Origin of the sequence: Verminephrobacter aporrectodeae subsp. tuberculatae (genome assembly GCF_026127385.1) — a bacterium.
Lineage (GTDB): Bacteria > Pseudomonadota > Gammaproteobacteria > Burkholderiales > Burkholderiaceae_C > Acidovorax > Acidovorax aporrectodeae.
In genome coordinates this window covers 559,981-574,824 of the sequence record NZ_QZCX01000003.1, presented here as the reverse complement: position 1 = coordinate 574,824, position 14,844 = coordinate 559,981, and the positions used below count along the sequence as shown (strand labels likewise).

The following is a 14,844-nucleotide window of genomic DNA, read 5'->3' as shown; positions in this document are numbered from 1 at the left end:
CTCCAGCGCACGAACGGTTTTCCGACAAACTGGTGGAGACCATGATCGCTGACGCATCCACACACAGCCCTGCCCCTTGCTGTTGCGTTCCCGCTGGCGGCATGCGGTGGCAACGATCCATGTCCAACAGCATCACGACCATTGCGCCATGACCATGAATAGCCCCAACACCACCATCGTGATCTCCGACGACAGCCTCACGATGGGTGAGCGCAGCGCCAAGGTCACCATTACTTTCAGCGAGCCTGTCTTCAGCTGGCCGCTCGACGCCGTTGACCGCGTCAACACCGGCAAGCTGAGCGAGTTCCTGCCCGTGCCCACCACGAAGCCCGACATGGAGCGCAAGGTTTGGAGTGCCACCTTTGAACCCGATGCCAATGTGGATGGCGGCACCAACAACCGCATCAGCCTGGACCTGGGCCGCGTCACCCTCGGCATACGCGGCGCAGGCGGCACGGGCGTGGGTCGCGCCACCAGCCAGGACTTCAGTGTTGACACCAAGCGGCCCACGCTGAAAAGTTCCAGCATTGCGTTTGCCCCCTACGAAAGCGGCAGCACCCTCGAAGCCGGGAAAACAGCCACGCTGACCTTTACCTTCTCCGAGGCGGTGAAGGGCTTCGACGCCAGCGACGTGAACCTGTTCCCTGGCAGTGGCACGTTGGGCGAGCTGCGTTCCATCGACGGCGGAATCACCTGGAGCGCCACGCTGACCGCGCCGAAGGGTGACACCATATTGGGCACAAACAGCCCTACCGTGAATCTCAGCGGCTTGACCGATCTTGCGGGCAACGCGGGCGATGGCAGGAGCCAGTCCACCGCCATCAGCTACGCCGTTGACACCGACCGGCCCGTGCTGAATAGCGCCACGGTCAAGGGTGACCAACTGGTGCTTGGCTACCTCGAAGAGACTGCGCTCAAGGCGGTTGATGAAGATGCGGCCAAGGATGCCTTTGAGGTGTTCTTCACTTCCCCTCACGACCCCACCATCGACGCCACCCCAAGCGTCTCGTACCCGGTCAAGAGCCTCACCATGGATGCAACGAAGAAGACCGTCACCCTGACGTTGGAGCGCCCCGCGACCGCCGACCAGACAGTGACCGTCTCCTACACCATCCCTGATACCCGCACTTACGCAATACAGGACTTGGCCGGCCACGCCGCCGCCAGCTTCAAGGACAGGCCGGTGAGCAACAACACGTCAGACAACATCCCCCCGGTGATCAACAGCGCCACGGTCACCGGCGACCAACTGGTGCTTCACTACACCGCAAGGAAGGAACTCGACGCCGGCAACAAGGCGGCCATCGATGCCTTTACGGTGCACGTCAATGGAGACCTGAACGCCGTCACCGACGTCCAAGTGAATGCCACGGACAAGACCGTCACGCTGACCTTGACCCACCCCGTGACGGGCGGAGAAACGGTGACCGTGGCCTACGCCGACCCATCGTCCGGGAACGACCCCGCAGCCGTACAGGAGGTGGACGGCGATGACGCAGCCAGCTTTTCGGCCATGGGGGTGGGCAATGTTCCGGACACCACGCCCCCGGTGCTCAGTGGCGCCACGGTCACCGGCGACCAATTGGTGCTCCGCTACACCGAAACGAACCTGTTGGACGCTATCCACAAGGCGGACAACGGGGCCCTTGCAGTGCGTGTGAATGAAGTGGACAACGCCGTCACCGACGTCCAAGTGAATGCCACGGACAAGACCGTCACGCTGACGTTGACCCGCCCCGTGGCCAGCGGCGATACGGTCACCGTAGCCTACACCGACCCATCGTCCGGGAACGACCTCGCAGCCGTACAGGACGCGACGGGCAACGACGCGGCCAGCTTCCCGGCCAGGCAGGTGGACAACCGCACACCGCCTCCCCCTCCCTCACCGCACCCCCGCGTATCGGACACGGACAAGGACGGCCTGCCCAACGCCGTCGAAGACCAGGCCCCCGGCCTCCCCGGCCCCGATGGCGCAGCCCCGGTGGCGGGAGATGGCAATGGCGACGGCGTCCAGGACAGCGAACAACTTGCGGTGGGCTCGATCAGCGTGGTGCTCAGCCCCACCGGAGCCAGCAAGCCGGGGGACGCACCGACCACCTATGTGACCCTGGTGGACGACAGCCAGGGCGGCAAGACCAACTCCGAAAGCAATGCACAGATCACCAGCCTGGAGCAGAAGGACGCCCCCGGGCAACTGCCCCCGGGGATGGAGATGCCGATCGGGCAGGTGTGCTTCGAGACGGCGCTGGTCGCCACCGGCAGCAGCAGTAGCAGCAGCGAAACCTTCAGCCTGTACGTCGATCCGGCGCTGGGCGTCAACGGCCACTGGGCGCAGGACGGCAGCGGCGTGTGGGCGAACCTGGCCAGCGCGCCCTATGGCGGCAAGATGGTGACCGAAGGCGGGCGGCTCAGGCTGGACTTCCAGATCACCGATGGCGGGGCGTTCGACGCCGACGGCAAGGTGGACGCAAGCATTACCGCCTCCGGGGCACCGGCGCATATGCCGCTGTCCATTGCGGGGCAGGCGTCCGATGAGGGGCATGACGGGTTCTGGTTCTGATGCTTCCAGCGCACGCCCCCCCTGGCTCTGGCGTACCGGTCGTCGCTGGTGAAAACCGGACGGCACGGATATCCGCCGTGTTAGCCTCCGCCCCCATGTCCCGATGGTTCTGTGCCCTTCTTCTGGCCTGCGCGAGCGCCGCGCAGGCTGCGCCCGACGCGGAAAATTCCGAGATCATGGACCGATGGCTTGCGGAGCAGGGACTGCTGCTGACCCGGATCGAAGACATGGGCTACGAAGTGGTGGACAAAGTGACCGACAGGGCGCAGACGGTCGCGGACCAGGCGGCCGATCTGGTGCGCAGCACCATGGGTTTCCTCGGCGTGCCTTACAAGTTCGGGGGCAGCAGTGCTGCAACGGGTTTCGATTGCAGCGGTTTCGTTCGCGCCGTCTATGAACAGACCGTGGGTCTGCTGCTGCCGCGTCGCGCCGAGCAGCAGGCCGCGGCCACCCGGAGCATCGACAGGAAAGAGCTTCGGCCGGGTGACCTGGTGTTCTTCAACACCATGCGCCGCAATTTCAGCCACGTCGGCATCTATGTGGGCGACGACAAGTTCATCCACGCGCCCCACAGCGGCTCCCGGGTGCGCCTGGACGACCTGGGGCGCGCCTATTGGACCCGGCGCTTCAACGGCGCGCGCCGCGTCACACCGCTGGAAGACGCGGGCGGCACGCAGTCTGCGCCGCAGTAAGTCCGGTTGGCGCTGGCCGCATGGGCGTCTTGCGATATATTGGCGCACCCATGCTGCGCCCGTCGATGCCGTCGCCCGATGGCATCGATTTTTCTGGCCAACAGCGGGCTCTGACCCGGCAGCCTGCACCCATGCCGGGGAGCAAACCCCGGGTGTGCTACAGGAAAGCCAAGAATGCCCATCTCGTTATCCAGACCCGTTGCCCTGCTGTCCTTGTGCTGCGCCCTGCTGGGGGGCGGCGCCGCGCAGGCGCAGAGCTATCCGGCGCGGCCGATCAGGATCCAGGTGCCGTTCTCGCCGGGCGGCGCGCAGGACGTGATCATCCGGCTGCTGTCGCAGAAGGTCTCGGGCAACTTGGGCCAGTCGCTGCTCATCGAGAACAAGGCCGGCGCCGGCGGCCTCATCGCTGCCGACGCGGTCGCCAAGGCCGCGCCCGATGGCTACACGCTGCTCATGGCCAGCGGCGGGCAGGTGTCGGTGGCTGCGGCCGCACGGACGGGCCTGAACTACGATCCGCAGAAAGACTTGGTGGCGATCGTCCAACTGGTCGACACGCCCATGGTGTTGGTCGTTCCGGAGGCGATGCCCGTCGCGAATTTGGCCGAATTCATCGCCCTGGCGAAACAGAAACCGGGGGCGCTGACCTTTGCCTCGACGGGGACCGGAACCATTTCCCATCTGACCGGTGAGGCGCTCAAGCATGCTGCGGGAATCAACGTCGTGCACATTCCCTACAAGGGCGCCGCGCAGGGGCTGAACGACCTTTTGTCCGGCCAGGTGAACGCCATGTTCACGAGCGCGGCGTCGGCCCATGCCCATTTGGCGTCGAAGCGCTTGCGCGCGCTGGCGGTGACCTCCGGCGAGCGGCTGCCCTCGTTGCCCGAGGTGCCCACGTTTGCCGAGGCCGGCCTCAAGGGCTTTGCCATTCCGGTGTGGGCTGGGCTGATGGCCCCGCGCGGCGTTGCACCGGAAGTGGTGCAGCGGCTCAACAGCGAGTACCTCAAAGTGCTCCAGGAACCCGCGCTCAGACAGCAGTTGCAGACGATGGGCGCAATCGTCGTCGGCAGCACGCCCGCGCAATTTGCCGAAACCATACAGGACGACATCGCGCGCTGGAAGCAGGTCGTCACGCGCGGCAATCTGAAGCTCGACTGACTCCCGCTACCCCGGGTGCCCCATGCACGTCGCGATTCTTGGCGCAGGCAACATCGGCCTGGCCATCGCCGCCCATTGCTGCCACCACAAGCACCAGGCGACGCTCTGGTCTCCCTCCGGAGCCGGAGCGGCGGCGTTGGCAAGCGGTCAGCCGCTGCGCTATGCGGGCGCCATCGAGGGCGTGGCCATGCCGCGGGTTGCGCACGATCTGCGCGCAGCCATCGGGAATGCGGACCTGGTCTTCGTGGCGCTGCCGGCGAATGCCCACGCGGGCGTTCTCAGGCAGTTGGGGCAGTGCCTGAACGATGCCCAGCCGGTGATCATCAGCGCCCTGAGCTCCGTCAGCGCGCTGGTGCTGGACCGCGAACTCGCCGCACGCGGCGTGCGCGCGCGCATCGCCGCATTCGGCAGCACGCCGCTGACCGCACGCCGGGTGTCGGAAACCGAGGTGCGCGTCCTCACGCTGCGCACCGCGCTCGACATGGCCGCGCTGCCCGTGGACCAAGGCCCGGCCGCGCAGGCGCTGTGCAGCGCGCTCTTTGGCGAGCGCTTCCGACTCAACGGCGACATCCTGGCGATGTCGCTGGCGAACGTGAACCCGATCGCGCACAGCGCGCTTGCGGTGTGCAACATCACCCGCATGGAGCACGCCGAGCAGTGGCCGCAGTACCACTACATGACGCCCTACGTCGCGCGCCTGATCGAGGCCATGGACGCCGAGCGCGTGGCCCTGGCGGCGGCTGCGGGCACCCGCCTCGGGACGATCCACGCGCATTTTCACAACTCGTTCGACGTCCCGCAGACGGACCTGGCGACGATCGCCGCAGAGCTGCATCGGCGCCGCGGCGGCCCGCCCGGGCCCACGCATCCGCAGCACCGCTTCGTGCTCGAAGACCTGCCCTTCGGCCTCGTGTTCTTCGCGGCAATGGGCAAAATCCTGAACGTTCCGACGCCGGTGACGTGCGCCATGATCGCCATTGCCGGGGCGCTCTATGGCCGCGCGTTCGAGCAGGAGAACGACGTGCTGCAGACGCTCGCGCTCGACGCCCTGTCCTGGCCCGTGTTGCAAGGGCTGCTGCGCGCAGGCTACCCGCGCGCCTGAAGCCCGCGGACAACTCACCGAGCGCTGCGGTTTTCGATTTCGTCTTGCAGCCAGCGCCGAAAAGCCTTGAGCTCGGGGCGCTCCTGCGCGTCGGCGAAGAAAATCAGGTAGTACGCAAGGCGCATCGGGGTGTCAACGTCCAGCGCGCGGACCAGCCGTCCGGCGGCGATGTCGTAGTCCACCAGCAGGCTCTGGCCCAACGCGATCCCCTGGCCGTCGATGGCCGCCTGCAAGCCCATCGAGGTTTCCGAAAAGCCCAGGCCACGGCTGGCGTTCACCGTCTGCTCGCCCACCTCGGCAAGCCATTGCGGCCAGCTGGGATGCAAGCCCGAACGCGAGGGGTTGCGGTCGTGCAGCAAGGTGAAGTGGGCCAGATCGCGGGGTGCGCGCAGGCCGGCGTGCAATGCCGGAGCGCAGACCGGGAAAAAATCGGTCGCCACCAGGTGCTCGGTCACCAGGCCCGGCGCATCCATGCGCCGGTCGGCAACGAGGAGGTCGCAGGCATGCAGATCCGGTGTTGTCGCCGATGCGACGTCAATGCTGATTTCGGGATGCCGGTTGAAGAAGCGATACAGCCGTGGCACCAGCCATTTCTCGCCAAAAACGGGCGGGACCCCAACGCGCAGCGGCGCCGTCCGGTCGCTCAGCAGCCTGTCGGTCGCCGACTGGAGCGCGCGCAGCGCTTCGCGCACACGCGGTGCGTAGCGTTCGCCGGCGCAAGTCAGCCCCAGTTGGTTGTTGCGGCGGTCGAACAGCCTGAGCCCCAAGAATTCCTCCAGTTGCTTGATCTGGTGGCTCACCGCGGCATTCGTCACGCACAGTTCCTGCGCTGCGCGCGAGAAGCTCAAATGGCGTGCGGCGATCTCGAAAACTTTCAATCCATTGAGCGGGGGCAGGCGGGAAGGGGTCATTCTTATTAGAAAAAACTAAACGAGTCGCCAAAAAATCATCGCTTGCCACCGCGGTTCGGGCCTTGTTCAATCGGCTCCCCGACGAGCTTGCGACGGCGTCGGTCACCCGCATTGGAGACAGAACCGCGACCCATGGAGCCCTTCCGGGGTGCGGTGCAACAGCCCCATGAGCATACTAACGATAGATTCGGGGACGACCAATACCCGGTCGAGTATTTGGAAAAATGGTGTCCCCTGGTGTCAGGCCACACGCCAGGTGGGGGTGCGCGACACGGCGGTCACGGGCAACAAAACCGTTCTGCAAAACGGGGTGCGCGACACCATCGCGGCGGTCCTGCACAGGGCCGGCCTGGGCATCTCCGACGTCAGCCTGGTGCTGGCCTCGGGGATGATCACGTCGAACGTCGGCCTGTTCGAGCTCGCACACCTGCCGGCGCCCGCCGGCGTGAATGAACTCGCCGCCGGCATGCAGCAGGCGCTGCTGCCGCAGGTCTGCGAGAAGCCGATCTGGTTCGTCCCGGGGGTGCGCAACCAGGTGGAGAACATCGGCCTGCACAACTGCGAGGCCATGGACATGATGCGCGGGGAAGAGGCCGAGACCATGGGGCTGGTCGAGCGCATGCAGATTGCCGAGCCGACCGTCATTGCTCTGCCCGGCTCGCACTCGAAATTCGTGCACCTCGATGCGCAGCAACGCATCGTCAGCTGCGTCACCACGCTGTCCGGTGAGCTGCTGCACGTGATCACGCACAACACCATTCTTGCGGATTCGCTGCGGAGCGATTTCGCCGACCGGATCGACGCCGAAATGCTGCTCGCCGGCGCCCGTTCAGCCAGCAGCATTGGCTTGGGCCGCGCCTGCTTCACCGTGCGCACGCTCGGGCAATTCACCATTTACGACCGCAATGCGCGCGCCAACTTCCTGCTCGGCGCGGTGCTCGGCGCCGACCTGCTCACGCTCAAGAACAGCAGCGCGCTGCGCATGAGCCCCGAGACGCGCTTCATCGTGACTGGCAAGCCCACATTGCGCCACGCGCTCAGCCTGCTGGTGTCGAACGACGATTTCTTCTCGGGAACGGTGAGCACCGTCTCCGACGACGAACAGGACAACCTGGCGGGCTACGGGGCCATCAGGTTGGCGCGAGCGCGTGGCTTGCTGGATGCGACCCGGGCATGACTCGGGCCGGCATCCGGGCGCTACGGGCTGACCGGGTCCTGCCGGTGCAAACTGCAAGGGGTATCGATCAACGTGAACGGGAGACCAAGATGACATCGAAGATGCAAAGACTGCTGGTGCTGCTGGGCGTATCGCTGGGCCTGGGGGGGCCTGCGGCGCAGGCCGCGGACGAACCCAAGATCGGCTTTTTGGTCAAGCAGGCCGAGGAGCCCTGGTTCCAGGACGAGTGGAAATTTGCCGAGCAGGCGGCGCGCGAGAAGGGCTTCAAGCTGATCAAGATCGGGGTGCCCAGCGGCAGCGAGGTGTTGACCGCCATCGACAACCTCGGCGCGCAGCAGGCGCAGGGGTTCATCATCTGCGTTCCCGACGTGAAACTGGGCAGCGCCGTGGTCGCCAAGGCCGGGCAAAACAAGCTCAAGCTGATGACGGTCGACGATCGCCTGGTCGATGGCGCCGGCAAGCCGATAGAGAGCGTTCCCCATATGGGAATCTCGGCGCAGAAGATCGGCGAACTGGTCGGAAAAACCATCGCCGAAGAAATCGGCAAACGGGGTTGGAAGCTCGAGGAGGTCGGCGCGATCCGCGTCTCTTACGACCAGCTGCCCACGGCCAAGGAGCGCACCGACGGCGCGATCGCCAGCCTGACCCGGGCCGGTTTCCCTGGCGCGAATATCCTGAATGCGCCGCAGGCGAAGACCGATACCGAGGCGGCCTTCAACGCCGCCGGGATCGCGATGACGAAGAATCCCAAGTTCAAGTATTGGGTCGCGTTCGGCCTCAACGATGAAGCGGTGTTGGGCGCCGTGCGGGCCGCCGAAGGCCGGGGTGTCAAAGCCGGGCAGATCATCGGCGTCGGTATCGGCGGGAGCAAATCGGCGCTCAACGAGTTTGCCAAACCCATGGTCACCGGATTCTTCGGCACCGTGCTGATCAGCCCCAAGCGCCATGGCTACGAGACCGCGATGAACATGTACGAATGGATCAAGTCCGGCAAGGAGCCCGAGAAGCTGATTCTCACCGCAGGCAGTCTGATGACGCGCGACAACGCTGCGGCCGTCCGCAAGGAAATGGGCGTGGAGTGATTCATGGACCTGCGCTGCGCTGCAGGTCCATGGATCAGAAGATGGAAGAAAGCTCCCATGTCTGCTGTTCTTGAGTTTCGCGGCATTGGCAAGAATTTTCCCGGCGTCCGTGCGCTGTCCGACGTGTCGCTGGCGGTGCATGCGGGAACGGTGCATGGCCTGATGGGTGAAAACGGCGCGGGCAAATCCACGCTGCTGAAGATACTCGGGGGCGTCTACCAACCCGACGCCGGGCAGGTGCTGCTCGATGGCCGGCCGCAGCGGCTCCAGCATGCGCGCGCGGCCATCGACGCCGGGATCTCCATCATCCACCAGGAACTGCAATATGTGCCTGAGCTGAGCGTGATGGAAAACCTGATGCTCGGCCACCTGCCGCAGCGGCTGGGGTTCGTGCGCGCGCGCCAGTTGCAGGACGGGGTGCGCGAGCAGTTGCAAAAAATCGGGGTGGACCTCGACCCCTTGGCCAAACTCAAGCACCTGTCGATCGCGCAGCGCCAGATGGTCGAGATCTGCAAAGCGCTGCTGCGCAACGCCAAGGTCATCGCCTTTGACGAGCCCACCAGTTCGCTCTCGCATCGCGAAGCAGACGTCCTGTTCGCGCTGGTGGCCTCGCTGCGATCGCAGGGCAAGGCGATGATTTATATCTCGCATCGCATGGACGAGATTTTCCAGCTGTGCGACGCCTGCACGATCTTTCGCGATGGGCGCAAGGTGGGAGAGCACGTGCGCATGCAGGAGCTGAGCCGCGAGACGCTGATCGGTGAAATGGTCGGGCGCGAGGTGGGGGACATCTTCAACTACCGCAGCCGCGCTCCTGGCCAGGAACGCCTGCGCGTGACCGGAATCGTGGGGCGCAAGCTGTCTGCGCCTGCGAGTTTTGCGGTCCGTTCCGGGGAAATCCTCGGCTTCTTCGGACTGGTTGGTTCTGGCCGCAGCGAACTCATGCGCTTGGTCTACGGGGCCGACCGCAGCCAGGGCGGGCAGTTGGAGATCGACGGCCGGGCGCTGCCGACGTGCACGATTCCCGAATCGATTCGCCGCGGCATCATGTTCTGTCCGGAGGATCGCAAGGAGCAAGGCATCCTGGGCTGCCGTTCGGTGTCCGAGAACATCAACGTCAGTTGCCGCCGCAATCACCGCCGATGGCGTGTGTTCGTCGATGACCGGGTCGAGTCCCGGATTGCGGACGACTTCATCGGGCGCTTGCGCATCAAGACGCCGCACCGCAACCAAGCCATCCGCTTGCTCTCGGGCGGCAATCAGCAGAAAACGATTCTCGCGCGCTGCCTGGCCGAAACCGGGTTGAAGGTGCTGATCGTCGATGAACCGACGCGCGGCATCGACGTCGGGGCGAAGAACGAAATCTATGCGGTTCTCTACGAGTTGGCCGAAAGAGGCGTGGCGATCGTGATGATCTCCAGCGAGTTGCCGGAGGTCATCGGGGTATCGGATCGGTTGATCGTGATGTGCCAGGGCCAGATCAGCGGTGAACTGACGCGCGCCGAAGCAACCGAAGCCAAGGTGCTGCATCTGGCGCTGCCCAGCGGCGCTGGCGCGGGATGACGACGCAATCCTCGAATGAAAAATACCAAACTCTTGCGTTTCATCGAAGACTTCAGCCTGCCGCTGATCTTCCTGGTCCTGTTTGCCGGCCTGTCGCTGTCGGTGGAGTATTTCTTCTCGGACAAAAACATGATCGGCCTGGCATTGTCCGTGTCGCAAATCGGGATGGTGGCCTGCACGATGATGTTCTGCTTGGCCTCGCGCGACTTTGACCTGTCGATTGGTTCGACGGTCGCATTCGCCGGCGTGCTGTGCGCGACCGTGATCAACCGCACCGACAGCGTGCTGCTGGGGGTGGGCGTCAGCCTGCTGGCCGGCGCGGCGATCGGCTGCGTGAATGGCGTGGTGATCGCCAAGCTCCGGGTGAACGCCTTGATCACCACCTTGGCGACGATGGAGATCGTGCGCGGGCTGGCCTTCATCACCTCCGGGGGGCAGGCGGTCGGCGCTTCGACCGAGGCGTTTCTCGACCTGGGCCACACCATCATTTTCGAAATTCCCAGCCCGGTCTGGATCACCGCGCTTTGTTTCGTGGTGTTTGGCGTTTTGCTGAACAAGACGGTCTACGGCCGCAATACCCTGGCGATCGGTGGCAACCCCGAGGCGGCGCGGCTCGCGGGCGTTTCGGTGGACCGCACGCGCATCCTGATCTTCCTGATTCAGGGCGTGGTGGCCGCGCTCGCTGGCGTGATCCTGGCGTCGCGCATCACCAGTGGGCAACCGAATGCGGCCATCGGTTTCGAGCTGAACGTGATCTCCGCCTGCGTGCTCGGCGGCGTGTCCCTGATGGGGGGGCGCGCCAGCATGAGCGGGGTGCTGGTCGGCGTGCTGATCATGGGCACGGTGCAGAACGCGATGAGTCTGCTGAACATCGACGTGTTCTACCAATACCTGGTGCGTGGCAGTATCCTGCTGGCGGCGGTGCTCGTCGATCAGCTCAAGAACCGGGGAGAGCAGGCGTGATGCAGGACGGGATGCAACGATGAAACCCCGCCTGGAAAACAAGGTGGCCCTGATCACGGGCGGCGCGCAGGGCATAGGCGGCGCCACGGCGGCGCTGTTCGTCGAGCATGGCGCGCGCGTGGTCGTGAACGTGCGCGAGCGCACTGCCGCTGCAGAGGCCTTCGTGGCCTCGCTCGGCGGACCGGACAAGGTGCTGCTGCTGGCCGCCGACGTCAGCCAACGCAGCGCGGTCGATGCCATGGTGGCGCAGGCGCTGAGCCACTTTGGTCGGCTCGACGTGCTGGTGAACAACGCCGGAATCAACGTCTTCGACGACCCTTTGCAGCTCAGCGATGCGGACTGGGCGCGCTGCTTCTCGGTCGATCTGGAGGGCGCCTGGCACTGCGCGCGCGCGGTGCTGCCGCATATGCTGGGGCAGGGCGCCGGCAGCGTGGTGAACATCGCGTCGGTCCATGGGCACAAGATCATTCCGAACGCATTTCCCTACCCGGTTGCCAAGCATGGGCTGATCGGCCTGACCCGTGCGCTCGGCATCCAGTACGCCGCGCAAGGCGTGCGCGTGAATTCGGTCTCACCGGGGCTGATCCTGACCCCGCTCGCAGAAAGCGTTTTCGCGTCGCTCCCGGATCCGCAGGCCGAGCGCCGCCGCCAGGCCGAGTTGCTGCCGTGCAAGCGCATCGGGGAGCCATTGGAAGTGGCGTACACCGTGCTCTTTCTGGCCAGCGACGAAGCACGCTTCATCAATGCGACCGACATCCTGATCGATGGTGGCCGCTCCCAGCTCTACCACGAATAATGAGCATGCAAGCCCTGTTCAAATTGCCGCTGATTGCCATTCTTCGCGGCGTGCGGCCGCACGAGGTGCTGGCGCATGCCAGCGCGCTGGTCGAGGCCGGGTTCGACGCGATCGAGGTTCCGCTGAATTCTCCCGATGGGGTCGGCAGCATTGCGCAGCTGATCCGCGCCCTGGGCTCCGGCGTCACGGTCGGCGCCGGCACGGTGTTGCAGGTGGAGCAGGTCGAGGCGCTGGAGCGCGTCGGCGCGCGGATGCTCGTCACACCGAACACCCAGCCGCGGGTGATCGCCCGTGCGCGCGCCGCGGGCATGCTGACCTGCATAGGCTGCATGACCGCGACCGAGGCCTTTGCCGCGCTGGACGCGGGCGCCGACGCGCTCAAGATATTCCCCGCGTCCGCGCTCGGCCCGGCCTATATCCGGGCCCTGAGGGCCGTCCTGCCCCCGGATGTGCCGGTGTTTGCCGTCGGCGGAATCAGCGCCGACAACCTGGCGGAGTACCTCGCGGCAGGCTGCGCCGGCGCCGGCCTGGGGGGGGAGCTCTACCGCGCCGGACAGACGGTGCAGCGCACCAGGAGCCAGGCGCAGGCCTTCGTCCAGGCTTTCCAGGCTTTTCAAACGTCCCGGGAGACCCCGCCATGAAGATCACCCGACTCACGACCTACCGCGTGCCGCCGCGGTGGATGTTTCTGCGCGTCGAGACCGACGAGGGCCTGATCGGTTGGGGCGAGCCCGTGGTCGAAGGCCATGCACACGCGGTTCAGGCAGCGGTGCATGAACTCGAGCCCTACCTGATCGGACAAGACCCGGCGCGCATCAACGACCTCTGGCAGCTGATGTACCGCGCGGGGTTTTATCGGGGCGGTGCAGTCTTCATGAGCGCCATCGCCGGCGTCGATCAGGCGCTCTGGGACATCAAGGGCAAGGCGTTGGGGGTGCCGGTCTACCAGCTGCTCGGGGGCTTGGTGCGCGAGCGCATGCGGACCTATAGCTGGGTCGGCGGTGACCGCCCGTCCGACGTGATCAACGCCATCCGGCAGCGGGTCGATGCCGGCTTCAGCCACTTCAAGCTCAATGGCTGCGAGGAGATGGGCTTGATCGATTCGTCCCGTGCGGTCGATACCGCCGTCGCACGGGTCGCGGAAATTCGGGCCGCGTTCGGCAACGCGGTGGAGTTCGGGCTGGACTTTCATGGCCGGGTATCGGTGCCCATGGCGGCCGTGCTGATCAAGGAGCTCGAGCCCTTGCGCCCGCTATTCATCGAAGAACCGGTGCTCGCCGAGCAGGCCGAGCATTACCCGAAGCTGGCCGCCAAAACGCATCTGCCCCTGGCGGCGGGCGAGCGCATGTACTCGCGCTTCGAGTTCAAGCGGGTGCTTGTCGCCGGCGGGATCGCCATCTTGCAGCCGGATTTGTCGCACGCCGGCGGCATCACCGAATGCATCAAGATCGCCGCGATGGCCGAGGCCCATGATGTCGCGATTGCGCCGCATTGCCCGCTCGGGCCGATTGCGCTCGCGTCCTGCCTGCACGTTGACTTCGTGAGTTGGAACGCCACGCTGCAGGAACACAGCATGGGCATCCACTACAACCAGGGCGGCGAGGTGCTCGATTACGTCCTCAACAAGGAGGACTTCCGGCTGGACAAGGGTTTCATCGCGCCGAACACCCGGCCGGGACTGGGCGTCGAGATCAACGAGGAACTGGTGCGGGAACGCAGCCGCGATTGCCCCGACTGGCGCAACCCGGTGTGGCGGCACGCGGACGGCAGCGTGGCCGAATGGTAGGGGGGGGTGGTGGCGCTCAGGCCGCGAGCCAGCCCAGCAAGCGCTGCAGGGCGTGGCGCACGGTGGCTGCGCGCACGCTGGCGCGGTCGCCGCTGAAGTGCTGCATCTCGCTGTGCGTCACGCCGTCCACGCACCAGCCAAACCACACGCTGCCGACCGGCTTGGCGTCGCTGCCGCCCGTGGGGCCGGCGACTCCGGTCACGGCCAGACTGAGCTGCGCGCGCGAGTGCGCCAAAGCGCCCTCGGCCATGGCGCGGGCCACGGCCTCGCTCACGGCGCCGTGCTCCCCGATCAGCCCGGCGGGAACGCCCAGCATCTCGGTCTTGGCCACGTTCGAGTAGGTCACGAAGCCGCGCTCAAACCACTGGCTGGAGCCCGCCAGATCGGTGCAGGCTGCGGCGATCATGCCGCCCGTGCAACTCTCGGCGCTCGCGAGCATGTGGCCGCGTTGCAGCAAGCGCCGGGAAATCTGCGCCAGATCGGCTTGCGGCAACCGGGCCGGCGGCGCACTGTTCGATGCCGCGTGCGCAGCCATCAGAAGAACCTCCACAGCGCAATCACCAGCAGGGTGCAGAAGGCGGCCACGAAGTCGTCGAACAAGATGCCCCAGCCGCCGCGCCAGCCCAGGCCCTTGAAGTGTTCGTCGGCCCAGCCCACGGGGCCCGGCTTGGCCGCGTCGAAGAAGCGAAACAGCGCAAACGCCGTGAGCTGACCCCAAAACCCCATGGGCATGGCCAGCCACAGCACGAGCCAGAAGGCCAGCACCTCGTCCCACACGACGCAGCCGGGGTCGGCAATGCGCAGGTTGCGCGCGGTGGTGGTGCAGGCCCACCAGCCCACTGCCGTGCCCGCAAGAATCAGCAGGCCGATGTGCAGGGGCGAGAGCCACTGCTGCAGCGCCAGGTACGCCAGCCAGGCCCATAGCGTGCCCACGGTGCCGGGCGCCACATGCGACAGCCCCGCGCCAAAACCCAGCGCAATCAAATGCGCCGGGTGGGCGAACAGGAAACGCACACCGGGGTGCAGGGCCAACAGGGGTTCAGTTTTTCTCATCGAT

14 protein-coding genes are annotated in these 14,844 nt (G+C 65.8%); 11 read left to right on the top strand and 3 right to left on the bottom strand.

Annotated elements, in window-relative coordinates:
* Positions 1-148 precede the first annotated feature (148 nt).
* The 4 genes from D5041_RS17635 to D5041_RS17620 all read left to right on the top strand — a co-directional run bounded on the left by D5041_RS17635 (position 149) and on the right by D5041_RS17620 (position 5,509).
* Positions 149-2,560, top strand: coding sequence for a SwmB domain-containing protein (locus tag D5041_RS17635; protein WP_265285357.1), 2,412 nt, complete (start codon positions 149-151; stop codon positions 2,558-2,560).
* 95 nt (positions 2,561-2,655) lie between these two features.
* Entirely contained in the window at positions 2,656-3,252 is a 597-nt protein-coding gene (locus D5041_RS17630) for a C40 family peptidase (RefSeq protein ID WP_265285753.1), read from the top strand.
* A gap of 174 nt (positions 3,253-3,426) precedes the next feature.
* The gene (locus D5041_RS17625; RefSeq protein WP_265258844.1) at positions 3,427-4,407 is read left to right on the top strand and encodes a Bug family tripartite tricarboxylate transporter substrate binding protein; all 981 of its coding nucleotides are present in this window, start codon (positions 3,427-3,429) and stop codon (positions 4,405-4,407) included.
* A 22-nt stretch (positions 4,408-4,429) separates the two neighbouring features.
* Positions 4,430-5,509, top strand: coding sequence for an NAD/NADP-dependent octopine/nopaline dehydrogenase family protein (locus tag D5041_RS17620; protein ID WP_265285356.1), 1,080 nt, complete (start codon positions 4,430-4,432; stop codon positions 5,507-5,509).
* Between the two features lie 14 nt (positions 5,510-5,523).
* Here the strand turns inward: D5041_RS17620 and gcvA are convergent, their stop codons facing one another.
* Complete coding sequence (gene gcvA, locus D5041_RS17615; protein ID WP_265285355.1) at positions 5,524-6,420, bottom strand: transcriptional regulator GcvA; 897 nt, start codon at positions 6,418-6,420, stop codon at positions 5,524-5,526.
* Between the two features lie 166 nt (positions 6,421-6,586).
* On the opposite strand from gcvA, the gene D5041_RS17610 reads away from it, so the two are divergent.
* The 7 genes from D5041_RS17610 to dgoD all read left to right on the top strand — a co-directional run bounded on the left by D5041_RS17610 (position 6,587) and on the right by dgoD (position 13,787).
* Positions 6,587-7,597 (top strand): 2-dehydro-3-deoxygalactonokinase, encoded by a 1,011-nt coding sequence (locus tag D5041_RS17610; protein ID WP_265258841.1) that lies wholly within the window; start codon positions 6,587-6,589, stop codon positions 7,595-7,597.
* Positions 7,598-7,698: 101 nt separating this feature from the next.
* Positions 7,699-8,679, top strand: a complete 981-nt coding sequence (locus tag D5041_RS17605) for a substrate-binding domain-containing protein (RefSeq protein ID WP_236610675.1) — start codon at positions 7,699-7,701, stop codon at positions 8,677-8,679.
* 57 nt (positions 8,680-8,736) lie between these two features.
* Positions 8,737-10,242, top strand: a complete 1,506-nt coding sequence (gene araG / locus D5041_RS17600; protein WP_265285354.1) for an L-arabinose ABC transporter ATP-binding protein AraG — start codon at positions 8,737-8,739, stop codon at positions 10,240-10,242.
* Positions 10,243-10,257: 15 nt separating this feature from the next.
* The gene (gene araH, locus D5041_RS17595) at positions 10,258-11,205 is read left to right on the top strand and encodes an L-arabinose ABC transporter permease AraH (protein ID WP_010103092.1); all 948 of its coding nucleotides are present in this window, start codon (positions 10,258-10,260) and stop codon (positions 11,203-11,205) included.
* A gap of 19 nt (positions 11,206-11,224) precedes the next feature.
* Positions 11,225-12,001 carry an SDR family oxidoreductase gene (locus tag D5041_RS17590; protein WP_265258839.1) on the top strand — a complete coding sequence of 259 codons (777 nt, stop codon included), beginning with the start codon at positions 11,225-11,227 and terminating at the stop codon, positions 11,999-12,001.
* On the top strand, positions 12,001-12,642 hold the full coding sequence (locus D5041_RS17585; protein WP_321161736.1) for a 2-dehydro-3-deoxy-6-phosphogalactonate aldolase: 642 nt from the start codon (positions 12,001-12,003) through the stop codon (positions 12,640-12,642). Before D5041_RS17590 ends, D5041_RS17585 begins: the two co-directional genes overlap by 1 nt.
* Entirely contained in the window at positions 12,639-13,787 is a 1,149-nt protein-coding gene (gene dgoD / locus D5041_RS17580) for a galactonate dehydratase (RefSeq protein WP_265285353.1), read from the top strand. Before D5041_RS17585 ends, dgoD begins: the two co-directional genes overlap by 4 nt.
* 16 nt (positions 13,788-13,803) lie before the next feature.
* Here the strand turns inward: dgoD and D5041_RS17575 are convergent, their stop codons facing one another.
* Positions 13,804-14,322 (bottom strand): CinA family protein, encoded by a 519-nt coding sequence (locus D5041_RS17575; protein WP_265258837.1) that lies wholly within the window; start codon positions 14,320-14,322, stop codon positions 13,804-13,806.
* Positions 14,322-14,840, bottom strand: coding sequence for a phosphatidylglycerophosphatase A family protein (locus D5041_RS17570; protein WP_040891861.1), 519 nt, complete (start codon positions 14,838-14,840; stop codon positions 14,322-14,324). The genes D5041_RS17575 and D5041_RS17570 overlap by 1 nt, the downstream gene beginning before the upstream one ends.
* Positions 14,841-14,844 lie beyond the last annotated feature (4 nt).